The sequence below is a fragment of the Pseudomonas sp. W17 genome (assembly GCF_040268305.1).
GTDB lineage: Bacteria > Pseudomonadota > Gammaproteobacteria > Pseudomonadales > Pseudomonadaceae > Aquipseudomonas > Aquipseudomonas protegens.
Genome location: NZ_CP158490.1, coordinates 4,161,576 through 4,183,965 on the forward strand (window position 1 = coordinate 4,161,576; position 22,390 = coordinate 4,183,965).

Consider the following 22,390-nt stretch of genomic DNA (forward strand, 5'->3'; position numbering starts at 1 on the left):
CATGACAATTTTTTGATTGTGCTGATTTTCAATCCTAGGATGGGCGCGACACAAGCCCCGCCGCTGCGGCCTCCACTTCTTGAGCACTCCCCGAATGGAACGGACATCGACCCTGCAATCCCCAGCCCTGGAAAAAACCGCCAGTGGCTGGCTCAACGGCTTTATCGGCGTGCTGATCTTCAGCGGCTCACTGCCGGCCACCCGGGTCGCGGTGCTGGAGTTCGACCCGCTATTCCTCACCGTGGCCCGGGCCACCATCGCCGGGCTCCTGGCGTTGTGCATCCTGCTGCTGTTCAAGCAGCGCCGTCCGAGCCGCGCCCAACTCCTGCCCCTGACCATCGTTGCCCTGGGCGTGGTGCTGGGCTTTCCGCTGCTCACGGCCCTGGCCCTGCAGTACGTGACCTCGGCCCATTCCATCGTGTTCCTCGGCCTTTTGCCCCTGGCCACCGCGGTGTTCGGCGTACTGCGCGGCGGCGAGCGGCCGCGCCCTGTGTTCTGGCTGTTCTCGGTGCTCGGCAGCCTGTTGGTGGTGGGCTATGCCCTGTCCCAGGGCCTCACGGCTTCACCCGAGGGTGACCTGCTCATGCTCCTGGCCGTGCTGGTATGCGGCCTGGGTTATGCCGAAGGCGCCAAGCTGTCGCGCACCCTGGGCGGTTGGCAGGTGATCTCCTGGGCCCTGGTGCTGTCGCTGCCACTGATGGCCGCACTGACCCTGTTCAGCATGCCCGCCTCCTTTAGCGGCATCAGCCTGCCGGCCTGGGTCAGCCTGGGCTACGTATCGCTGTTCAGCATGCTGATCGGTTTTGTCTTCTGGTACCGCGGGCTGGCCCAGGGCGGGATCGCCGCCGTCGGCCAGTTGCAGTTGCTGCAACCCTTTTTCGGCCTGGCCCTGGCCGCCGGCCTGCTCCACGAGCACGTCAGCCTGGGCATGCTCGGGGTCACCGTGGCGGTGATCCTCTGCGTGGTCGGGGCACGAAAGTGTTCCAAATAAGTACAAGGCAGTGGCAGCGCTTGCCGGGCTGCCACTGATTGCGTGGGGATATGAAGCAAGAGCCGCAAAGGGCTCGGGGGTCAGGTCGGAGAGATAGTCGCGAGCGCACCGAGCGCGATGGTCAAGGCTAAAAATCCAAACAAGAAAAACGCCATCTTAGTCATCAGGCCTCCTGAACAGTAGGTATGCGGTGCAGCGGGCCCGGTCTCCAGCCGTAAAGCCGGCCGGGCGCGCCATTTTCAAACCATGGCTGTTCTGATAACAGACGCAGATGCTCAAGAAAAATACGGATCAGATGCGCCGCGCCGGCCTCCGCCACCTGCTTGCTCGCCCTCGCACCACTTGCCCCCGATGCCATGCTGGAAGCAGAAAACCGGAGCACGCCGACGTGCTCCGGTGGCGGGGTTGACCGATCAGGCCAGTTCTTTACGCAACTGACGGGCCGCGGTGACCATATGCACCAGGGCTGCTTCGGTTTCCGGCCAGCCGCGGGTCTTCAGGCCGCAGTCCGGGTTGACCCACAGGCGCTCGGCAGGAATGCGCTGGGCGGCCTTGCGCAGCAGGTTGGCCATTTCCGAGGCATCCGGCACCCGTGGCGAGTGGATGTCATAGACGCCCGGGCCGATCTCGTTCGGGTAGGCGAAGGCTTTGAAGGCGTCCAGCAGTTCCATGTCCGAACGCGAGGTCTCGATGGTGATGACGTCCGCATCCATGGCGGCGATGGACTCGATCACATCGTTGAATTCGCTGTAGCACATATGGGTGTGGATCTGGGTTTCATCACGCACGCCAGAGGCGCACAAGCGGAACACTTCGGTGGCCCAGTCCAGGTAGTGCTGCCACTGCGCCCGGCGCAGCGGCAAGCCTTCACGGAACGCGGCTTCGTCGATCTGCACGATCCTGATGCCGGCGGCTTCCAGGTCCAGCACTTCGTCGCGGATCGCCAGGGCCAGTTGCCGGGCCTGCACTTCGCGGCTCACATCTTCGCGCGGGAAAGACCACATCAACATGGTCACCGGGCCGGTGAGCATGCCCTTCATCACCTTGTCGGTCAGGCCCTGGGCGTAGCGGATCCACTCCACGGTCATGGCTTTGGGGCGGCTCAGGTCACCGAAGATCAGCGCCGGCTTGACGCACCGGGAGCCGTAGCTCTGCACCCAGCCGAAACGAGTGAACACATAGCCGTCCAACTGCTCGGCAAAGTATTCGACCATGTCGTTGCGCTCGGCCTCGCCGTGCACCAGCACGTCCAGGCCCAGGCGTTCCTGCACCAGCACCGCGTGACGGATTTCGCTGTGCATGGCTTCGGTATATTCGGCCACGCTCAGCTTGCCCTGCTTGAACGACTGGCGCGCCAGGCGGATCGAGGCGGTCTGCGGAAACGAACCGATGGTGGTGGTGGGGAACAGCGGCAGGTCGAGGCCGGCGCGCTGCTTGGCGATGCGCTGGGTGAAGGCCGAGCGCCGCTGGCTGTCCTTGGTGGTGATGGCCGCCACCCGAGCCTGTACCGCCGGTTTGTGGATGCGCGGCGAGGCCCCGCGGCTGGCCTGTACGGCGCGGCTCTGCTCCAGTGCCTTGAGCACCGCCTGGGCCTGCGGCTGGTTCACCGCCTGGGCCAGTACCGCCACTTCCTGGCATTTCTGCACGGCGAAGGCCAGCCAGCTCTTGAGCTCGGCGTCCAACTGGTCTTCACGGTCCAGGTCCACTGGGCTGTGCAACAGCGAGCAGGAAGGCGCCACCCACAGGCGCTCACCCAGGCGCTCATGGGCGTGCTGCAGGGTGGCCAGGGCTTTTTCCAGGTCGCAGCGCCAGACGTTACGCCCATTGACCAGGCCCAGTGACAGCACCTTGTAGGCCGGCAGGCGATCGAGAATGGTCGGGTACTGCTCGGGAGCACGCACCAGGTCGATGTGCAGGCCATCCACCGGCAGGTTCGCGGCCAGGCCGAGATTCTCTTCCAGGCCACCGAAATAGGTCGCCAGGAGTTTTTTCAGCGGCTCGCGCTGGATCTGGTTGTAGGCGCGTTCGAACGCGTTTTTCCAGTCCTGGGGCAGGTCCAGCACCAGGATCGGCTCGTCGATCTGCACCCACTCCACGCCCTGGGCCGCCAGGCGCTGGAAGATCTGGCCGTACAGCGGCAGCAGGCGGTCCAACAGCTCCAGCTTGTCGAACTCGGCGCCCTTGGCCTTGCCCAGCCACAGGTAGGTCAGCGGGCCGATCAGCACCGGCTTGACGGCGTGCCCCAGGGCCCGGGCCTCCTCGACCTCTTCGAAGAGCTGCTCCCAGCCCAGCTGGAATTGCTGGTCGGCGCCGAATTCAGGCACCAGGTAGTGGTAGTTTGTGTCGAACCACTTGGTCATTTCCTGGGCGTGGGCACCGCCGCCGCAGCCGTCGCTGACGCCACGCGCCATGCCGAACAGGGTCTGCAGGGTGGCTGGGGCATTCTGCGGACGGAAACGCTGGGGAATCACGCCGAACATCAGGGAATGGGTCAGAACCTGGTCGTACCAGGCGAAATCGCCTACGGGCAGCAGGTCAATGCCGGCGTTTTTCTGCAGCTCCCAGTGAGTCTTGCGCAGATCACGGCCCACGGCGCGCAGGCCGGCTTCGTCGAGTTCGCCCTTCCAGAACGCCTCTTGCGCTTTCTTCAGTTCACGGTCGCGGCCAATGCGCGGAAATCCTAGAGAATGGGCCAAAGCCATGACATGCAACTCCCCTGTGTTTGATGGGAGCCATTGTCGGCACTCGGCCCTTGGTGAGACAAACTCATTTTAATCGCGATGATCACAAGTTCCATTCATGACCAAACAGGCAGATCAGACACTGCCGCAGGAGGCTGCGCCCCCTTCAGGCTCCTGCCGGGGCGCCCGGGCCAGCTACAGGCCTGCGACCCGGTGCAGATCTGCGCCCCCCTCAGCGGCGAGCCAACTTGTACCTCAGGCAATCCTCGTTAAAGCTTTTGCGCAATGCCTCGGGCTTGATCCGCGAGGGGCTGTCGTAGGTCTGCTCGGTAATGCCCAGGGCCATCATGCGCATCCAGCCCTTGCTGAACTTGTAGGTCTGGATCTTCTGCCGCGCCGCATACAGCGACACCCCGGACAACTTCAATTCCTGGGCCCTGGCGGCAGTGCCCGCCCCCCAGCTGCAGACATACCGGTCATTGGCCGCCAGCTCCCGGGTCTGGGCCGCAGAAGCCCCGCCCAACAGGGCAAACGAAGTCAGCGTAATCAACACATGGCGCATTTTGCGGTCACCTAACCACCTGAAAATAAAGTGATTTTGGCGACACTTCGGACTGCCCGGGGCCAGTACTTTGCCTTCTCGATCAAGGCAATGTGCCTGCCAATGCTGGCCACTCGCGCGGCACGGGCGCGCCCGCCGCTGAGGCCAGTCGATCAACTGCAACGCGCTGAAGCCAGGTTTTTCCGCGCCCCGGGTGGGCCCACCGTGGGCCGACTCGATAACCGACGCTAGCCACTGCTGCACGCCCCGGTCCGCCTCCGACGCCCGCCCGCGATAGCAGAACCGCATCGCCACGGCTGCATCGCGCACGGAGGCCGGAACGCCAGTATTCCTACGAGGAATGCACGGATAAAAAACCTGCATTTTATTTATCGACCAGGATCTCCTAGCGTGGGCGCTCCCCCCTTGGAGATACCGCCGTGACCGCTTCCCGCCCGCGCCTGTACGTCGATGCCCAGTTCACCAGCCCCTATGCCCTGTCCGTGTTCGTGGTGCTGCGGGAAAAGGGTATCGACTTCGACCTGCTGCCCCTGGACCTGGACGCCGCGCAGAACCGCGAGCCGGCCTACACCCGCCTGTCCCTGACCCAGCGCGTGCCGACCCTGGTGCTGGACGATTTTGCCCTGTCCGAGTCCTCGGCCATCGCTGAATACCTGGAACAGCTGTTCCCGCACAACCCGGTCTATCCCCAGGACCTGCGCCAGCGCGCCAAGGCCCGCCAGGTCCAGGCCTGGCTGCGCAGCGACCTGCTGCCGATCCGCCAGGAGCGCACGACCCTGGTGGTGTTCTACGGCTGCAAGGGCGAACCGCTGTCGCCCCAGGCCCAAGCGGCGGCTAACACCCTGGTGGAGGCCGCGCAGGAGCTATTGGCGGATGGCCGCGACTACCTGTGCGGCCAGTGGTCGATCGCCGATGTCGACCTGGCGCTGATGCTCAACCGGCTGATCCTCAACGGTGACCCGGTGCCGGCGAACCTGGTGGACTATGCCCGGCGCCAGTGGCAACGGCCGGCAGTGCAGGAATGGGTGCAGTTGCCGCGGCCGGCGCTGTAGGACCTGGAGCGCCGGGGGATGCGGCCATCGGCGTTGACCTGACGCTGGCCGGGGAGTCTGCGGCCAGCGCGGCTAGGCTTCTTGCGGTTGGCGCAGGTAGGCGAACATGTGCTGGGCATAATCGGCCTTGCCCAGGGGCACACCGTTGTGCCGCAGGATGTTGTAGGCCGTGACCAGATGGAAATAGAACTGCGGCGTCGCCCAGTTGCGCGCGAACTCCTCGCCGTTCATGTCGAAGGCAATACCGTTGTGCAGCTCGATGGCGATGGCCCTCTGGCCACTGCTGTCGATCAGCTCGCGGTCCGCCGCCGCCAGGAACGCCAGGGTGTCTTCGATCAGTGCCCTGGCCTCGGCCATACCGGCCGGCGCCTGCAATGCAGTCACAGGCTGCCCGCTCAGGCGCTGTACCGCTTCCCGGGCCTGGGTGCAGGCAAAACGCACCTGGGCCGCCAGGTCATACATGTCCGGTGCCAGCCGCGACTGCAACAGCACCTGGGGTTCGAACCCCCGCTCCCGGGCCTGCTCTTCGCCCTTGGCGAGAAAGCCCTCCAGGGCGCGCAGCATCTGGGCAAAACAGGGAACGGTGATTGCGTAGATCGACATGGGTGTTCCTCGATGAGATCAAGACACAGGGGCCGGGTGCTGCCCGTCGCCCCGCCATAAAAGCCGATGGATCCTAGCAAATGTCCCCCCTCTCTCAAGCCGCGAACAATGCCAGAAAAGTACCCCTGGGCCGATGCGGCTGGTATGGTGCGCCCCTTGAGAAATACACCGCCTGACAGTGAGGAAAATGACCTTGAGCAGTGAAACAAAAATGACCGGGGACCTGTTCGAAGTCGACAAGCGCCTGGCCCTCAAGCCCATCGTCGATTTCAACAGTTACCTGCGCGCGGCCTTCGCCGATGGCCCCTGCTCCTGTGGTCGCTGCGTCGCCAGCCAGGGTGACGAGAGCGGCTACGACTACCAGCACACCTTCAACTTCGCCGGCCGGGTGGCCAACCGGCGCTTCGCCTCCACCGCCGGCAGCGATGTGCTGCAGGCCCTGAAGAAAGCCTGGCTGTCCTTCACCAAGGCCGAGCTGCCGGCGAGCGGCGATCTGGACCTGGCAACGGTCAAGGAATTCGTCGACCCCCAACTGCACAAATTGCTGGTACCGCTGTTCGTTGCCAGCGGCCTGACCCGCGAAGTGGATGGCCAGTTGCAACTGCAGGCGCAAGTGGCGGCTTGAACAGCCGTACCGCCTAAAGCCAGCGCCGCACACGCTGGCGATACGCCGCAAAATCAGCCCCGAACAACTGCCCGAGCGCCCGTTCTTCGGGGTAGATCTGAAAGCGGTTCATGTACAGGACGAACCCCAGCACGCCGAGCAGCACCAGGGGCGAGGCCAGGTACAGCCCCCAGGCCAGCAGCCACAGGGCAAAGCCGACATACATCGGGTTGCGTGTGTACTGGTAGATCCCCGAGGTGACCAGGGCCGAGGCGCTGGCGGGTTTCAGCGGGTTGACCGTGGTCTTGGCCCGGCGAAAGGCAAGCCCTCCGGCCAGGACAAACAGCAGCCCGGCCATCACCAGCGGCAGCGCCAGCAACAGGCGTGTGCCCAAGCCCGGATCCAGGCCCGGCAAGCTGCGCGCGAATAGCCCCATCAACACGGCGAACAGGGCCGCGACAAGGGGGGGGTGGAATGCGGTTTTCCAAGGCCTGCATGGTGCCTCTCTCCTCTGCCCGGGTTCAGGCCCGGGGCGTTACAGGTTGTCCGTCACCCGGCACAGCTTGCTGTCTTTCAATGGGGCCGCGGCATATTCCTTCAAGCCAAGCGGCGCCTGCTTGAGCATCACCGCGCACTTGTACATCCCCGAGGCTTCCAGCTGGTAGTCCATGCCTGCCTTGGGCACGAAGCTGAACAGGTTGTAGCACTGGTTGCCCAGGTAGTGGAACGCCATGGGCTGCCCGGCCGGCACCAGCACTTCGGTGCGGGTACCGGGCACTGCGGGAGTCTGCGGCGCCGCCATGCCCAGGCTTTCACCGTTACGGTTGGCGTAGCCGTCCCGGGCAGCCACCACGACCCCGGCACCGGGCAGGCGGAAATCCACGCAGTCGGACCTGGGCACACCGCGCACCATGCCGTCGCTGATCACCCGCAGGCGCACGGTTTCGCCACCCGGCGGCGTGGAATAGGGCGTGGAAAAGGACCGCACATCGGTCAGGGCGCCGCAGCCGGCCAGCGCCAGCAACAGGCCGGCGAGACCCGGCAGGCGCACGCGCCCTATGCAGGTGTTGAGGGGGTGAGGCGATTGACTCACTATGTCGCTCCTTGCGGGTCGGGTTCCTGGGCAGCTGCTGCGATCAGCAGCCGGCGTTTTATAAAGGGTTCACCCACTCGCGGCAATGCTGGCCCTGAAACTTCGGAAACCCTGACCATGCAAAACCAGCATCAAGGCAGTTGCCTGTGCGGCGCGGTGACTTACCAAGTGTGCGGCGCGCTGAAAGCCGTCACCCACTGCCATTGCCACAAGTGCCAGAAGGGCCACGGCGCGGCCTTTGCTTCCTACGCCAGTACGCCGCGTGCGAATCTGGAAATCCGCGACCAGAGATCGGCGCTCAAGGTGTACGAATCCTCCCCTGGCGTGCTGCGCCAGTTCTGCTGCCACTGCGGCTCTTCGTTGTTCTGGCAGGACACCCAGGGCGAATATCGCCAGTGGATTTCCATCGCCATTGCCACCCTGGACACGCCCTTCGCAGCCCCCAGGCAACAGCATTACTGCGTGGCCATGAAGGCCGACTGGTATGCAATCACCGATCAGTTCGACCAAGTGCAATAAGCCACGCCGCGCCCAGAGGAATGCCCCTGTCATGACCCGGCACTTCAGTTACGTCTGGCTCCTGCCGTTGCTTGAACGCCCCTACGAATCGGTCGCGGCCGACCTGCCTGGCGCCCTCGCCGGGCTCTGGATAGAGCCCCCGCCGGGTGAACCGCTGTGCCTGCGCCAGTTGCTGCTGACCGCCCTGGGGTCCGGCTCCGAATACTGGGAGCACTGTGCTGTGGCATGGCTGGAAGCCGGTTTCCCGCTGGATCGCGAGCTGTGCGAAAGCCTGCTGCACCAGGTCTCGCAAAAAATGTTCAGCCAGCCCATCCGCCATCGGCTGACCACCCTCGGCAAACGCTTGCTGCGCCAGGACGACCAGGCCCCTACCCACGACTCAAACCCACGCCACTAGCGCGCCGCGACGTCCTTGGGTTTGTAGAAGCTGAAGCTGCCGATCTCGGTGGTCTTGATATAGGCCCGGGACCAGTCCGGTGAAACACTGCGGTCGTGAAAGAACAGAGCGCCGCCGGTTCGGTCCTTGAGCTGCTGGTTCAGCGCCTTGCGGGCAATTTCCTTGGCGATGGTGTAGCGGCCCTCTTCTTCCACCTGGTCGGGCCGGCCATCGCACCACCAGGAGAACTGGCAGGGGCTTTTTTCCGAACCCTGCTTGACCACTTCGCACACCGTCCCGGGAAAACCCTCATGGCCCAGGCGGTTCAGAACCACATTGGCCACGGCCTCCATATCGGCGCTTTCACCGCCCTTGGCTTCCCAGTAGATAGTCCGCGACAGGCACGTGATGGCGTCGTCCACCGGGGCCTGGCCTGCCGGGTCCACGGCCTGCACTTCGGTCTTGGTGATGGGTGCGGCCTGGGGCTCGGCCTTCGGGCTCTCCTTGTCCGCGGCCTTCTGCTCCAGCGCCTGGGCCTTGTCCTGGGCAGCGGCCTGGACCGCCGGCTGGGGGTCGGCAGCCCAGAGCTGGGCTGCGTGCAACAACAAGGCAAAACACAGGGTCCTGACAATCCAGCGCATGATCGATCCTTCCCGAAAAACCTTTACCCCCTGCCAGCGCCGCCCCTGAACGTACCTGGCGGCAGAGCGGCGCAACCGGTTACAGCATGGCCGGCACGATGGCGCGTCGAGGGGGAGCGAACGGGTCACCGGGGGCCATGTTGAATCGACCATGGGCCGCGCGAATCATTCCCTGGTGCCGCAAGCCCTGCACAAAGCCCAGGACAAGGCTTCTGTGGAAATTCGCTGGTAATGATAAGAATTCTCATTAGAATGCCCAGCCATTCACGCTGAGCCGTATCAGGTAGTGGGAGCAGTGGGCGATGGAAACCGGAGACGACCAGCAACAACTCAGCGCGCTGTTCATTGCACAGCGCGGGGGGCTGATCCGCATGCTTGCGCGGGTGGTGGGGTGCGCCAACCTGGCCGAGGACCTGGCCCAGGAGACCTACCTGCGGGTGGCCAAGGCGCTCAACGCCCGCCCCATCGAGCACTTGCAGCCGTTCCTCTATCAGACCGCCCAGTACCTGGCCTTCGATCACCTGCGCAGCCAGCGCAGCAAACGCCGCTTCGAGTACCAGCCCACCGATGCCAGCCAGCTCAGCGAGGTGCCCACCGCTGCCCCCGGGCCGGAAAGCCATGTCCAGGGCCAGCAGCAGTTGCACTTGCTGCAACAGGTACTGGCCACCCTGCCCAAGCGCCAGCAACAAATCCTGGTTTTGCATAAACTGCACGATCTTTCGCAAAGCCAGATTGCCCAGCGCTTGCAGGTTTCCCTGAGCACGGTGGAAAAGGACCTGCGCCATGCACTCAATGCCTGCATCAAAGCCACCGACCGGCAGAACCCCGATGACTGAACACCTCAGCGCCCTTCCAGGCGACGCCATTCGCGAGCAGGCGAGCTACTGGTTCACCCAGCGTGAGGCCATGACTCACAACCTGCCGCTGCGCCAGCGCTTTGAACAGTGGCGCAACAGCCATGCGCAGCACGCCGAGGCCTACCGCGCCCTGGAGGACCTATGGCAGGCCAGCGCCTTCGAACAGGCCCTGGAACAACTGGCGCTGGGCCTGGACCTGCCCGCTGCCCCGCTCCCCGCCACACCGCGCAGAAAACGCCACCGCACTCGCTGGCTGGCCGCTGCGGCCACGGTGCTGGTGATGCTCGGTGCCGGCTGGTTCAGCGACCTGCCACTGCGCCTGCAGGCCGATCACCTGAGCGCGGTGGGCGAACTCCAGCGCTTCGACCTGGCCGATGGTTCGCACATCGTGCTGGGCAGCGACAGCGCCATCAGCAGCGACTTCAGCAACGCCCGGCGGCGTATCCAGCTGCTGCGCGGCGAGCTCTATGTCGAGGCCTTCCACGACCCGTCCCGGCCGCTGACCATCGAGGCCGGCAGCGCCACGGTGACCGTGGTCGGCACCCGCTTCAGCGTCAGCCGCCAGGCCGACGGGGTGACCGTGGCCGTGCGCGAAGGCCGGGTACGCCTGGCCGACGAAAACGGCCAGCAGAGCCTGCTGCAAGCCGGCAACTGGCAACAGTTGCAGGGCCACCAATTGCTGCCCCTGAACCCCGAGGGCAGCGAACGGCAACTGGCCTGGATCAACGGCCGCCTGTCCTTCCAGGACGCGCCCCTGGCCCAGGTTCTGCAAGAGCTGCGGCGTTACCATCGCGCGCCGATCCTGCTGTTCAACGCCGACGCGGCGCAGCAGAAAGTCAGCGGCAACTACCAGCTCGACAACCCGCAGGCGATTGTCCAGGCCCTGAGCAAAGTCACCGCCACCGAGCTCACCCGCCTGCCGGGCGGTATCCTGGTACTGCGCTGAAACACTGCCCGGGGGACTTAAAAAAAGTTTTACGGCTTTGCCAAGGCCAACCCGTCAGGGTGTTTGCTTATGCAAATCATTCCTATTTCGTACGGGACTTCCATGCACCTTCCAACACTCACCCCGGCCCGCAGTATCCTCGCGCTGGCCATCTGCCTGGCCTGCAACCCCGTGATGGCGGTCGAGCCCACCACCGCTACCGGCAATCAGGCAACCGCCACCTACAGTTTTGTCATCGCCCGCCAGTCCCTGGCCAATGCCCTGGACCAACTGAGTACCCAGAGCGGTCTGCAGATCGCCTACTCCGCGGCACTGGCCCAGGGGATCGAGTCGGCGGGGGTCAGCGGGCGCATGAGCGCGGAACAGGCACTGGGCAAGCTGCTGGCCGGCACCGGCCTGGGTTTTGAACGCAACGGTGCCAACGCGGTGCTGCTGACCCGCCTGCCCCAGAGCAGCCAGGCCGTGGAGCTGGAGGCCACCCAGATCGTCAGCAACCAGTTGGGCACCGTTACCGAAGGCAGCGGCTCCTACACCCCAGGCACCATCGCCACGGCGACCCGCATGGTGCTGACCCCGCGGCAGACACCGCAGTCGATCACCGTGGTCACTCGCCAGCACATGGAAGACTTCGGCCTCAACAACGTCGACGACGTGATGCGCCATACCCCTGGGATCACCGTCTCGGCCTACGACACCGACCGCACCAACTACTACGCCCGTGGTTTCTCGATCAACAACTTCCAGTACGACGGCATCCCCTCCACCGTGCGCAACGTCGCCTATTCAGCCGGCAACACCCTCAGCGACATGGCCATCTACGACCGGGTGGAAGTGCTCAAGGGGGCCACGGGCCTGCTGACCGGCGCCGGCTCCCTGGGGGCCACCATCAACCTGGTGCGCAAGAAGCCCACCGCCCAGTTCCAGGGCCACGCCTCCCTGGGCATGGGCTCCTGGGACAACTACCGCAGCGAACTGGACGTCAGCGGGCCGCTGACCGAAACCGGCAATGTTCGCGGCCGCGCAGTGGCCGCCTACCAGGACAAGCAGTCGTTCCTCGACCACTATTCGCGCAAGACCGCGACCTACTACGGCATCCTCGAATTCGACCTGTCCCCCGATACCCTGCTGACCGTAGGCGGCGACTACCAGGACAACATCCCCAAAGGCTCCAGCTGGTCCGGTACCTTCCCGTTGATCAACGCCACCGGCGGGCACAACAGCATGTCGCGCTCCTACAACAACGGCGCGACCTGGAGCGGCTGGGAGCAGTACACCCGCACCGCTTTTGCCATGCTCGAACACGACCTGGGGGATGGCTGGGTCACCAAGCTGCAACTGGACCACAAGATCAACAGCTACCACGCCGAACTCGGCTCGATCCAGTTCGACGAACCGCAGACCGATGGCACGGCCAAGGTCAACGCACAGAAGTACACCGGCGACACCACCAGCGATTCCGCCGACCTGTACCTGAGCGGCCCCTTCAATCTGTTCGGCCGCGAGCATGAACTGGTGCTGGGTGGCTCCATTGCCAACTCGCGCTGGACCGGCAAGGGCTACTGGTCCCCGGACTTCCCCGGGGGCCAGGGTAACGTGGTGGACTTCTACAACTGGCACGGCAAGATCGAACGGCCCATCTGGGGGCTGCCGGCCCAGCGCACCGACGACACCGTGCGCCAGACCGGCACCTACATGACCACCCGCCTCAACCTGATGGACGACCTGAATCTGTTTCTGGGTGGGCGCGTGGTCAACTATCACCTCACCGGCCTGACCCCGTCCTACAAGGAAACCGGACGCTTCGTGCCTTACGTCGGCGCGATCTACGACCTTAACGACAATTTCTCTGTCTACGCCAGCTACACCGACATTTTCATGCCCCAGGAAAGCTGGAACAAAGACAAGGACAGCAAGCTGCTCAACCCGGACGAAGGCCAGAACTACGAGCTGGGGCTCAAGGGCGAGTTCTTCGAAGGCCGCCTCAACAGCAGCCTGGCCTACTTCGAAGTGCACGAGACCAACCGCTCGGTGCCGGACGATGCCTACAACAACCAGTCGCCCACCCCCGACAACTACGCCTTCAAGGGCGCCAAGGCCGTGACCAAGGGGTACGAACTGGAGATTTCCGGCGAACTGAGCCCGGGCTGGCAAGTGCAGGCCGGCTACACCCACAAGATCGTGCGTGATGACGAGGGCGACAAGATCTCCACCTTCGAGCCGCAGGACCAGGTCAACCTCTACACCAGCTACAAGCTCAAGGGCGACCTGGACAAGCTGACCGTCGGTGGCGGCCTGCGCTGGCAGAGCGAGGGCTGGTATTCGGTCTACAACGCACCGCGCAAGATCAACGAAGACATTTCCCAGGAGGCCTACTGGCTGGTGGACCTGATGACCCGCTACCAGATCACCCAGAACCTGTCGGCGACCCTCAACGTCAACAACATCTTCGACAAGTCCTACTACACCAACGTCGGTTTCTATAACTCGGCGGCCTACGGCGAACCCCGCAACTTCATGCTCAGCACCCGCTGGGACTTCTGAGCCGGCGGCCCTGCCGGGCCACCCCGCCCGGCAGGGCACCAAGCAGCATCAGTGCCCGTCAGCCAAGCAGGTCCGTCAAGCCCGCGGGAACCAGCGGCGTCTGCTCGGTGAAGCTGGCGCTGCCCTGCCAGCGGGCCACGAAGGGCGCGCCATCGCTTTCCCGGGCATCGAGCTGGGCACGCTGGTAGACACTCGGGTCGTCGAAGCGGGCGTCGTAGACCTGGACGAACTCATGGCCGGGCTTGCCGGCATAGGTGAACAGGCTTTCCAGGGTGCCGATCAGGCGCAGGCTGTTGATCGACAGCCCCAGCTCTTCCTGTATTTCCCGAACGATTGCCTGGGCACTGTGCTCGCCAAAGTCGATGCCGCCACCCAGGGGGCGAAACAGCATCTGTTGCTTGTCGGCATCAAAGAACTGATTGACCAGGATCTTGCCCTGGTGATGGAAGATGCACAGCGCGAGCGCGCGGATGCGGGGTTCAGACATGGGGTGAAGTCCATTTGCCGAGACGAGGCGCGGCATTAGAACACGGCGCCAGGCCCCTCAGCCAACGTAAAAATACTTCACCGCCAAGGCCGGGACCTCCTCCATCGCCGACCACAGTTGCTCGTCCAGTTCGCCACTGATCAGCTCATGTTCCTCGTCGCTCAGCAGCCCGGGAATGTCCCACAGTTGCTCCAGTTGCGGGTGGCCTTCCAGGTGCGCGATCAGCTGGCGCTGGCGGCTGACCAGGGCCCGAGTGTTGCGCGCGCCGATCGCGGCCAGGGTGCTGAGCGCCAGCTCGCAGGTCTGCTGCCCCCAGTTGCAGAAGAACTGCAGGAAGCCGCCGTTGTAGCCGTCCGCCTCCAGCCGCCACAGCGCGACGATGGCCTGGTCGTCCGCCGGCAGTTGCTGCAGTTGCCAGTCCAGGGCCTTCAGGCGAGCCATGGACTCATCGCACAGGCATTCCCAGATCCAGTCGATGGCGTTGAGACTGAGCACCGGCTCGCCCAGGTGCGGCCAGGACACGGACCAACCCCGAGGTGCGATGGCAAAATCCGCCCGCTGCTCGGGCGTGGCCTCCCGCAGCCGGCTGTAACGGCTCAGGGGCTGGCGCAGCCGCAAGCCGTCGGCCCAACTCAGGCAGAGCATTTCGTCCTCGAAGGCGACGTGGGTGATGGGGCTGAGGTTCATCAGGCAGGACCTTTGGGCAATGTAATTCAGTCGTAAGCGGCCCGACGGCGGCGCGGGCCGATGCCGTGGAGCACCGTGAACAGCCCACCGCCCAGCAGCCCCAGCAGCAGGAACGGAAAGATCCCACGGTTGAGCAAGGGGATCCAGTAGTCCAGCCCCGAAGCCCCCTTCAGGGACCCGGCGAACAGCCCCGGGGCGCCGGACAGCAGCCAGATCAGCACGCCACTGAGGCCACCGCCGATAACATAGCGCCAGCCAGTGGCGAGAAAGCGCTCCACCAGCCACAGCACCGGCCAACTGACCAGCATGCTGATCCAGGCACCGATCATGGCCCCCAGCAAGAATACCGGCAGGCTTTCCGCGCCCTTGGGATAGAGGGTTACCGCGACGCCCCCCAGGGTCAGCGCCCCCGACAGCGGCACCACCAGCAGCCGCCGCAAGCCCGGCCCTCGCCCATGGGGCGGCACCGACAGCTGATCAATCCCACGGCTCAGCAGGCTGTACACGCCAGCCAAGGCCAGCCCGCCCGCCAGCGGCAACAGCAACAGCTGCATCCATGAAGTACGCACCAGCACCGTGGCCACCAGGCTCAGGATCAGGCTGATCCACAGGTAGCGCGCCCTGGCCTGCGGGCAGCGCCGCTCAGTCCACAGCAACAGGGGAATGCCCAGGACCATGGCGATCACACTGCCAAACAGAAACCCGGAAAACAGCTCCGTGCCATTCCAGCCCTTGATCAGGCCCTTGATCACGGCGTAGACCAGGCCAGCGCACAGGGGCAGTGCAAACAATCGCAGTTCGGCGTTGGGCCGCATGGGGTTCTACCTGGGGTGGCAACGGGTGCCGGGTTGAAGGAAGGAGCGTTTCTACACAAGTGCGGCGGACTAATCCAGTGCCGGAGAAACAATGCAACCTTGAGCCCGGCAATGGCTTATTGCTCAATATCGGGGTATACAGCTGGGCGAAAATTCATCCAGACATCCACCGTTAAAGACCACCCACCGCAAGTCGCTGCACTGCTGTCAGAGCAGAACAAGCATTGGCTTACAGGCAGCCGCCGAGTCCTGTTGCAAGCTCAACAGCAGCTCTGCGACCAGGGCGTGCCCAGCACGATCACCTTGGCACCTGAAACAGCCGGCGCCATTCCTCTGGACAGGCCACTCTGCCACGCTGACTCGGTCCTGTCAGCGCTCCGGCGCAGGTTGCAATGACCCAGCGTTGACCGACGCGATATGAAAGGAAACTTGACGTGCTGGCAAGATTGAACGGGCAGGAACTGCATTTCTTTGGCACACCCAAAGCATTCAATGCCATGGCACGAGCCATTCGCAAAGGCCGGCACGGCGACTCTCAATCAATGCCGCTGGAGCAGGAGCAATCAAGTTTAAGCACCGTGTTCCTGAGTTGCTCCGGTCAATCGAGCAGGATCTGGATTGAGCACAGCGAGGTTCATATCCAGTATGCCGAGGCCAGTAAAAACCGACTCTACCCTTGCCTCTCCATGCCCGCTGAAACAGCGCCGGGTGCGCTTTTTTTCATCGACAAGCTGCAACAGGATCACCCACCGCTGCTCACCGACGACTCGCTAAGCCTTGTGCTGCATGTCATCGCGAACGACGCCGATGCTTGAACTGCATCTGAAAGAGTAAACAGGCCCATGAAAATCTACCTCGACGACGAACGCCAAACCCCGCAAGGCTGGGTTCGCGCCTACTGGCCGGACGAAGTGATCGCGCTGCTAAAAGCCGGTGGCGTCGAGGACATCAGCCTCGACCACGACCTCGGAGATGATCAGCGCGGCACCGGTTACGACGTGATCCTGTGGATCGAAGAGGCCGTGGCCCTCAATGGTTTTCATCCGCCGCGTATTCACATCCACTCGGCCAATGCCAGCGCCGTGGAAAAAATGCGCGCCGGCGTGCAAGCGATCGATCGACTGGCCCGCAACAACGGATGCCGCCAATCAACCCATAACGCAGGCAACTGACCCCATGAGCGGCAACCTGTATGGATACATCCATTGCTTTGACCCTTCGCCGGCTGCCGAAGCGCACAATCGTGCGGTGCTGCAAAGCCTGCCAGTGACGGGGGCGCAGATCACCAGGGCGCTTTTCAGCGTGCTGCCAAACAGCCGGGGGCACTGCTACTTCGGGCATATGGTGCACTTCGCCACCTACCCCAAAGGCAGTTACATCTTCGATGATTCGTGGCTGGCCGAGTACGAAGCCCTGCTGGAGCGCCTGTTCTGGGACAACTCGGAGGTGGTGCATACCTACTGCGGCGAACGGCGCACCTGGGACTCCAGTAAAACCCACGGGCTCGAGCAACCAACCGCCTTGAAGATCACTAACAGGAAGGTTTTTCCTTCCTATCACGACTTGGAGCCCGTCGCGGACAGCGATGTGCCGGAGCCGGGCAACAGCTGAAAGGTCGCCCGCCATCCCCCCTATAACGACGCAAGGAACACGTAATGCCACTGAGTCCTGAGCAAGCGAAAACATTGGCCGATGCGGTAGCAGGCTATGCCTTCCCCACTGCGCATTTTGACTTTGCCCGCCAGACGCCCGTTGTGCGGCTGTCCATGTCCGAACTGGAAACCCGGATTCGCCAACAACTCCTTAGCGACTCGCTGAACACCGTCAAGGACGGGCTATCGAATGTTCTCTATTGGGGGTTCACTCAAATGGGTGGCTTGGCCAATGTCCGTGTTGGCCGCTTCCGCTCCGGGGTCAAAGACTTGCAGATCGCACAGGCCTCGGCGCTGTTCAAGGAGCAACCGCGCCCGGCACTTTACGAGATCGCCAGCCTGAAGATGCCGCAGTTTTCCAGTGTGTCGTTTGTCAGCAAGATCCGCATGTTTCTCGACCCGCTCCAGTCGGCCACCCTGGACCTGCAGATCATGAAAATCCAGCAGGTCCACAGCGACACCGTCCTGGCGGCAATCAAACAGGACCCGACCCGGATCCGTATCAGTAAAGCCAATTCGAACGCTTACGAGGGCTGGTGCGAACGCCTGGCTGACATAGCTCGGAGCTACCTGCCAGAGGCTCGCGTCGCCGATGTGGAACGTGGTCTGTTTCAACTGGTTCAAGACAACAAGGTCAAGCAGGCCGCCGCGATCCTGCGCAACGCCTGAGTTTTATGAAGGGTGCACGGTCTGGATCAAGTACACGGGCGATTGGGGAGGCTCATCGCGCTGTAAACTCTGCCCGCAGCAGCGCGTACTGAACCAGATCATGATGGGCGCCCAGCCAGTAACCCGCTTGCCGTGAAACCCCTTCGCGGACAAACCCTGCCCGCTCCAGCAACCGGAGCGACGCCAGGTTCTGCGGGTGTACCTGGGCCTCGATGCGGTTCAATGCCATGTATTCAAACCCCCAGCCAACAATGGCTTGCAATGCTTCCCCCATCAGCCCCTGCCCTTGCGCCGACTTCGCCAGTTCGAAGCCGACGGCGCAACTGCGCCACTGCCGGTTCCATTTGAACAGGCCGCAGGTACCCAGCAAACCCGGCTGGTTGTGGCGCTCGATGGCCCAGCGCGTCCCCGGGTTGGGCAGGCTGCGCCAGCTGGTAAACAGCGCCAGCAGTTGCTCGGCCTGCGGGTAGTCGGTAATGGGGTCGGTGCCGAACCACTGCATGGTATCGGCGTCGCTGTGGATCGCGAACAGTGCCGGGACATCGGCCGGGCACAGTTCCCTGAGGATCAGGCGCGGGGTGCGGATAACGGGAAAGTCGCTCATGTGGATACCGCCCTAGCCTGCCAGCTGCTTGCGCAGGATGTGCGCATACTCGTCCTTGATCTGCTCAAAACCGTACTTGTGCTCCAGGCGCTTGACGGTGAAGTGCCCACGGGCCATGTCCTGGTAGAAGTCGGTGAACAGCGCATTGATGGTGGCGCCGGTAAAGGCGCCGATCACCGGCACCGCCTGGGCCGCGAACTTGCTGGAGATGGTCACGCCGTAACGGCTAGCGACTTTCTCGATCAGCAGGGCCAGCCACTTGCCCACCTGCCCCGGCGACAAGTTGCCCACCGCCCCGGCCCCGCGCTTGGCGGCAATGGCCGCCAGCTCCTTGGACAGTTGCTGCATGGCCTGGGTGGTGAAGCTGCGGGTGATGTAGTAGCCGGTTTCCGTGGCGTCGTCGGCCTGGCTGTTGCCGCCCATGGCGAACACTTCGATGCAGGCCTGCTTGGTGGCAAAATCCGCCAGATCGAAGCCTTCACTGCGGGCCACATCGGCCACCGAGCGCATCATGATGGTGGTGGAAATGGGCAACTCGACAAACAGCGCGGCGAAACCGAAGGCCCCGCCCACAGCGCCGGAAGTGGCCGCATACATCTTGTGCAGCAAGGTCGATGCCGGTTTTTTGGGCGCGTTGTCCAGGCTCCACAGCGCCGCATCGGCGGAGCTGTGCAGGGCCGCCACCACCGCGCCGTTGATCTTTTTCGCCACCACTGCCGGCAGCGCCTTGACCGCGCTTTCGATGGGCGAACCCAGCAGCCCGGACAGGCGCGCCGTCAGTGAAGGCGACTCCAGCAAGGCGACGGCGCGCTTGAGGTCCCTGTAGTCCTGTGGATGGTCTTTGATAGTCACGCACTTCTCCTGCAAACAAACCGCCCACGACGAGCAAGCGGATGGCTTTACCACCCGCGCAATAATGAGCCCTGGACGCTCCCGAGCCTAGCCTGCCCGCGCAAACGGCGCGGGCAGGCTGCGGGTCATCGCGGTGCTTCCTGCAACCAGACGCGCACCTCCCGCTCTTCACCGGCCATCAACACCAGGCTTGCCACCTGCCCCGCCTCGATCAGGTCCTGTCGAGCCCATTGCAGGTTGTCTAGCAACGGCCCACGTTCCACCAGCTCGACGCGCGCCACCGCGGCCTTCATCGACTGGCAGGCGTCGGACTTGGCCTTGCGAATCGCCGCCAGGGTAGCACTGACCGCCTGCAGCACAGGCTCGACAAAGTCTTCGGCGACCCGTGATTCGGGCCAGGGGGCCTGGTGCACCGAACCCGGTTGCCAGCAGTGCCACACTTCCTCACAGACAAAGGGCAGAAATGGCGCGAACAAGCGTTGCAGCACACTCAAGGCCGCCGCCAGCGCGTTGCGCGCCGAGTGCCCCTCGGGGCGATAGGCACGGCGCTTGACCAGCTCGACATAATCATCGCAGAACCACCAGAAGAAGCCCTCGATGCTCATCAGCGCACGGCTGTAGTCATAGCCTTCCAACGCCGCCTCGGCAGTGCCGGTCACCTCCCCCAGGCGCTGCAGCATGGCCTGGTCCAGCGGCTGCTCGACCGGACCGTGCGGATCACCCGGCACCCCGAACACCAGCCTCGACAAGTTGAACAGCTTGAGCGCCAGGCGCCGGCCGATCTTCATCTGCAGCTCTTCGAAGGCCGTATCGCTGCCCGGGCGTCCCAGCGCCGCCCAATAGCGCACGCCATCGCTACCGTACTGCTCCAGCAGCCCCTGGGGCGTGACCACATTACCTCGGGACTTGGACATCTTCTTGCGGTCCGGATCGAGGATCCAGCCCGACAGCGCCACATGTCGCCAGGGCACCGTGGCCGTCTCGAAGTGGCTGCGCACCAGGCTAGAGAACAGCCAGGTACGGATGATGTCGTGGCCCTGGGGGCGCAGGTCCATGGGGTAGACCCGCGCAAACAAGTCGTCGCCCTCCTCCCAGCCGGCAGCGATCTGCGGGGTCAGGGAACTGGTGGCCCAAGTGTCCATGATGTCCCGCTCGCCGATAAAGCCATGGGGCTGGCCGCGTTGCTCGGGTCGGTAACCCGCCGGCGTGTCCTGGGTCGGATCCACCGGCAGCGAGGTTTCGTCCGCCAGGATCGGCCTGTCGTAGTCCGGCTCGCCCTGGGCATCCAGGGGATACCAGAACGGAATCGGCACGCCGAACACCCGCTGCCGGCTGATCAGCCAGTCGCCATTGAGACCGCCGACCCAGTGTTCGTAGCGGCTGCGCATGAACGGCGGATGCCACGCCAGGGCCTGACCGCGATCGAGCAGTTGCTCGCGCAGCGCCTCGCTGCGCCCGCCGTTGCGCAGGTACCACTGGCGCGTGGCGACAATTTCCAAGGGCTGGTCACCCTTCTCAAAGAACTTCACCGCGTGCCGTATCGGCCGCGGCTCGCCGAGCAAGGCGCCGCACTCGCGCAACAGCGCCAGCAACAACTTGCGCGCCTGGGGCAGGCTGCGCCCCGCCAGCGCCTCATAGGCCTGGCGCGCGGCCGGTGTGGCCAGCCAGTCAGGCACCTGGGCCAGCAGATGGCCGTCCGCCCCGATGATCGAGCGTGTGGGCAACTGCAGCTCGCGCCACCAGAGCACATCCGTCAGGTCCCCAAAAGTACAGACCATCGCCAGCCCGCTGCCCTTCTGCGGGTCGGCCAGGACGTGGGCCAGCAACGGCACCTCGACCTCGAACAACGGTGAACGCAGGTGCTGGCCAAAGCGGCCCTGGTAACGCGGGTCGTCCGGGTGCGCCACCAGCGCCACGCAGGCCGCCAACAACTCGGGACGGGTGGTGGCAACGCTCAGGTCCGGGCCATCGATACCCAGGAACGGCAGGTCGTGATAAGCCCCGGGCAGCTCGCGCTCCTCCAGCTCGGCCTGGGCCACAGCCGTCTGGAAGGTCACATCCCACAGGCAAGGCGCCTGTTGGCTGTAGAGCTCGCCGCGCCGGTAGTTGCGCAACAAGGCCCGCTGGCTGATCCGTTGTGCGCGCTCGCCGATGGTGGCGTAGCTCAGGTTCCAATCCACCGACAGCCCCAGCTGCATGAACAGATTGCGAAAGGCCTGCTCGTCGACAGCGGTCAACTGATGGCACAGCTCGATAAAGTTGCGCCGGCTGATCGCGGCATAATCGGCGCGCCGCGTGGCGACCTCGGCCGGTGGCTGGAATTGTGGCTGGTAGGCCGCCTGGGGGTCGCAGCGCACGCCGTAGTAGTTCTCGACCCGGCGTTCGGTGGGCAAGCCGTTGTCGTCCCAGCCCATGGGGTAGAACACGACCTTGCCGCGCATGCGCTGAAAGCGCGCGATGATATCGGTGTGGGTGTAGCTGAACACATGGCCGACGTGCAACGAGCCCGAGGCCGTAGGGGGCGGTGTGTCGATGGAGTAGATCGCGTCCCGGGGGGCACTGCGATCGAAGGCATAGATGCCTTGTTCCTGCCAGCGCTGGGACCAGCGTGTTTCGAGGTGTTCAAACGAGGGTGTGGCGATGGGGCAAAACGTTGCGGTTACACGTTTAACGGTGACATAGCATCCTCCTGTTATCACCCGCTGGCGCCAAACAGATTGGCGCCTAAGGGAAAATTTATAGAGGATTACGCGGCATTAGTAAATTGCCCGAACGCTTTCTTCCCCACCCCGCTCAATCGAACTGCAACTGAGCGGCCCAGGCCGGGTACTGGGTTTGCAACCGCCGCAGGCATCGCTCCATGAGCCGCGCGTCGTCAGGCAAACGCTGGGAGAAGCTCTCCCACCCCCGGATCCGCAACTGCAGTGGCATATCCACCATGCCGGAAATGGCGTCCCAGAAGGCGTCCCAGTTGCAGCCATAGGCCTGGGGAAAACCGAAGGCATCGCGTAAGGCCACGTGTAGCTCGCGGGCCGTACCAAGGTCGTGCAAATCAAGCTCCAGCAACGGCCGGCGAGTCATGTTCTGTGCCTCTGGTTCGGTTGATCGGCCGCCAGCATAACCCAAGCACTGGCGTATCCAGGCAGTGATTGATGCAG

General features: G+C 64.0%; 24 protein-coding genes and 1 pseudogene. 12 read left to right on the plus strand and 13 right to left on the minus strand.

Annotated elements, in window-relative coordinates; genetic code table 11:
- Positions 1–94 precede the first annotated feature (94 nt).
- Complete coding sequence (locus tag ABCR88_RS19165; RefSeq protein ID WP_015635166.1) at positions 95–991, plus strand: DMT family transporter; 897 nt, start codon at positions 95–97, stop codon at positions 989–991.
- Positions 992–1,404: 413 nt separating this feature from the next.
- On the opposite strand, the gene metE is transcribed toward ABCR88_RS19165, so the two are convergent.
- The gene (metE, locus tag ABCR88_RS19170) at positions 1,405–3,693 is read right to left on the minus strand and encodes a 5-methyltetrahydropteroyltriglutamate--homocysteine S-methyltransferase (protein WP_350403106.1); all 2,289 of its coding nucleotides are present in this window, start codon (positions 3,691–3,693) and stop codon (positions 1,405–1,407) included.
- Positions 3,694–3,904: 211 nt separating this feature from the next.
- Positions 3,905–4,234: a hypothetical protein gene (locus ABCR88_RS19175; protein WP_041120617.1), complete on the minus strand. Its 330-nt coding sequence runs from the start codon at positions 4,232–4,234 to the stop codon at positions 3,905–3,907.
- A 419-nt stretch (positions 4,235–4,653) separates the two neighbouring features.
- Here ABCR88_RS19175 and yfcF point away from each other — a divergent pair, with 419 nt between their 5' ends.
- Positions 4,654–5,286, plus strand: a complete 633-nt coding sequence (yfcF, locus tag ABCR88_RS19180) for a glutathione transferase (protein WP_041117443.1) — start codon at positions 4,654–4,656, stop codon at positions 5,284–5,286.
- Positions 5,287–5,358: 72 nt separating this feature from the next.
- On the opposite strand, the gene ABCR88_RS19185 is transcribed toward yfcF, so the two are convergent.
- On the minus strand, positions 5,359–5,889 hold the full coding sequence (locus ABCR88_RS19185) for a DUF1993 domain-containing protein (RefSeq protein WP_011060699.1): 531 nt from the start codon (positions 5,887–5,889) through the stop codon (positions 5,359–5,361).
- A 187-nt stretch (positions 5,890–6,076) separates the two neighbouring features.
- Between ABCR88_RS19185 and ABCR88_RS19190 the strand changes: the two genes are divergently transcribed.
- Positions 6,077–6,514, plus strand: coding sequence for a hypothetical protein (locus ABCR88_RS19190; RefSeq protein ID WP_041117441.1), 438 nt, complete (start codon positions 6,077–6,079; stop codon positions 6,512–6,514).
- A 13-nt stretch (positions 6,515–6,527) separates the two neighbouring features.
- Here the strand turns inward: ABCR88_RS19190 and ABCR88_RS19195 are convergent.
- Both ABCR88_RS19195 and ABCR88_RS19200 read right to left on the minus strand, forming a co-directional pair.
- Positions 6,528–6,990, minus strand: a pseudogene (locus tag ABCR88_RS19195) (isoprenylcysteine carboxylmethyltransferase family protein).
- Between the two features lie 38 nt (positions 6,991–7,028).
- Positions 7,029–7,586 (minus strand): hypothetical protein, encoded by a 558-nt coding sequence (locus ABCR88_RS19200; protein ID WP_041117438.1) that lies wholly within the window; start codon positions 7,584–7,586, stop codon positions 7,029–7,031.
- 117 nt (positions 7,587–7,703) lie between these two features.
- Here ABCR88_RS19200 and ABCR88_RS19205 point away from each other — a divergent pair, with 117 nt between their 5' ends.
- Both ABCR88_RS19205 and ABCR88_RS19210 read left to right on the plus strand, forming a co-directional pair.
- Positions 7,704–8,105, plus strand: a complete 402-nt coding sequence (locus ABCR88_RS19205) for a GFA family protein (RefSeq protein ID WP_011060695.1) — start codon at positions 7,704–7,706, stop codon at positions 8,103–8,105.
- 31 nt (positions 8,106–8,136) lie between these two features.
- Entirely contained in the window at positions 8,137–8,502 is a 366-nt protein-coding gene (locus ABCR88_RS19210; protein WP_041117436.1) for a hypothetical protein, read from the plus strand.
- On the opposite strand, the gene ABCR88_RS19215 is transcribed toward ABCR88_RS19210, so the two are convergent.
- On the minus strand, positions 8,499–9,122 hold the full coding sequence (locus tag ABCR88_RS19215) for a cell wall hydrolase (RefSeq protein ID WP_041117434.1): 624 nt from the start codon (positions 9,120–9,122) through the stop codon (positions 8,499–8,501). The two genes, ABCR88_RS19210 and ABCR88_RS19215, sit on opposite strands and share 4 nt — an antisense overlap.
- Before the next feature lie 302 nt (positions 9,123–9,424).
- On the opposite strand from ABCR88_RS19215, the gene ABCR88_RS19220 reads away from it, so the two are divergent.
- From ABCR88_RS19220 to ABCR88_RS19230, 3 genes are all read left to right on the plus strand, one after another.
- Positions 9,425–9,958 (plus strand): RNA polymerase sigma factor, encoded by a 534-nt coding sequence (locus ABCR88_RS19220; RefSeq protein ID WP_011060692.1) that lies wholly within the window; start codon positions 9,425–9,427, stop codon positions 9,956–9,958.
- Positions 9,951–10,925 carry a FecR family protein gene (locus ABCR88_RS19225; RefSeq protein WP_350403110.1) on the plus strand — a complete coding sequence of 325 codons (975 nt, stop codon included), beginning with the start codon at positions 9,951–9,953 and terminating at the stop codon, positions 10,923–10,925. Before ABCR88_RS19220 ends, ABCR88_RS19225 begins: the two co-directional genes overlap by 8 nt.
- Positions 10,926–10,994: 69 nt before the next feature.
- Positions 10,995–13,466: a TonB-dependent siderophore receptor gene (locus ABCR88_RS19230; protein ID WP_350023957.1), complete on the plus strand. Its 2,472-nt coding sequence runs from the start codon at positions 10,995–10,997 to the stop codon at positions 13,464–13,466.
- Positions 13,467–13,524: 58 nt separating this feature from the next.
- On the opposite strand, the gene ABCR88_RS19235 is transcribed toward ABCR88_RS19230, so the two are convergent.
- Genes ABCR88_RS19235 through ABCR88_RS19245 form a run of 3 tightly spaced genes read right to left on the minus strand, consistent with a single transcriptional unit; the run spans position 13,525 to position 15,455 of the window.
- A complete protein-coding gene (locus tag ABCR88_RS19235) occupies positions 13,525–13,953 on the minus strand; it encodes an NUDIX hydrolase (protein ID WP_350403112.1) in 429 nt (142 codons plus the stop codon).
- 57 nt (positions 13,954–14,010) lie between these two features.
- Positions 14,011–14,640, minus strand: coding sequence for a DUF4375 domain-containing protein (locus ABCR88_RS19240; RefSeq protein WP_011060688.1), 630 nt, complete (start codon positions 14,638–14,640; stop codon positions 14,011–14,013).
- Positions 14,641–14,666: 26 nt separating this feature from the next.
- Entirely contained in the window at positions 14,667–15,455 is a 789-nt protein-coding gene (locus ABCR88_RS19245; protein ID WP_350023956.1) for a hypothetical protein, read from the minus strand.
- Between the two features lie 434 nt (positions 15,456–15,889).
- On the opposite strand from ABCR88_RS19245, the gene ABCR88_RS19250 reads away from it, so the two are divergent.
- The 4 genes from ABCR88_RS19250 to ABCR88_RS19265 are packed head-to-tail and all read left to right on the plus strand — an operon-like array spanning position 15,890 to position 17,776.
- Positions 15,890–16,270 carry a hypothetical protein gene (locus ABCR88_RS19250; RefSeq protein WP_123431004.1) on the plus strand — a complete coding sequence of 127 codons (381 nt, stop codon included), beginning with the start codon at positions 15,890–15,892 and terminating at the stop codon, positions 16,268–16,270.
- A 27-nt stretch (positions 16,271–16,297) separates the two neighbouring features.
- Positions 16,298–16,627: a cyclic-phosphate processing receiver domain-containing protein gene (locus ABCR88_RS19255; protein WP_011060685.1), complete on the plus strand. Its 330-nt coding sequence runs from the start codon at positions 16,298–16,300 to the stop codon at positions 16,625–16,627.
- A 4-nt stretch (positions 16,628–16,631) separates the two neighbouring features.
- A complete protein-coding gene (locus ABCR88_RS19260; RefSeq protein WP_350403115.1) occupies positions 16,632–17,066 on the plus strand; it encodes a hypothetical protein in 435 nt (144 codons plus the stop codon).
- 44 nt (positions 17,067–17,110) lie between these two features.
- Positions 17,111–17,776 carry a hypothetical protein gene (locus tag ABCR88_RS19265; RefSeq protein WP_123431007.1) on the plus strand — a complete coding sequence of 222 codons (666 nt, stop codon included), beginning with the start codon at positions 17,111–17,113 and terminating at the stop codon, positions 17,774–17,776.
- 52 nt (positions 17,777–17,828) lie between these two features.
- On the opposite strand, the gene ABCR88_RS19270 is transcribed toward ABCR88_RS19265, so the two are convergent.
- The 4 genes from ABCR88_RS19270 to ABCR88_RS19285 all read right to left on the minus strand — a co-directional run bounded on the left by ABCR88_RS19270 (position 17,829) and on the right by ABCR88_RS19285 (position 22,313).
- Entirely contained in the window at positions 17,829–18,380 is a 552-nt protein-coding gene (locus ABCR88_RS19270) for a GNAT family protein (RefSeq protein ID WP_015635149.1), read from the minus strand.
- Between the two features lie 12 nt (positions 18,381–18,392).
- The gene (locus tag ABCR88_RS19275) at positions 18,393–19,232 is read right to left on the minus strand and encodes an EcsC family protein (protein WP_350403117.1); all 840 of its coding nucleotides are present in this window, start codon (positions 19,230–19,232) and stop codon (positions 18,393–18,395) included.
- A 125-nt stretch (positions 19,233–19,357) separates the two neighbouring features.
- On the minus strand, positions 19,358–21,931 hold the full coding sequence (valS, locus tag ABCR88_RS19280) for a valine--tRNA ligase (RefSeq protein ID WP_350403119.1): 2,574 nt from the start codon (positions 21,929–21,931) through the stop codon (positions 19,358–19,360).
- A 94-nt stretch (positions 21,932–22,025) separates the two neighbouring features.
- On the minus strand, positions 22,026–22,313 hold the full coding sequence (locus ABCR88_RS19285; RefSeq protein ID WP_041117416.1) for a barstar family protein: 288 nt from the start codon (positions 22,311–22,313) through the stop codon (positions 22,026–22,028).
- Positions 22,314–22,390 lie beyond the last annotated feature (77 nt).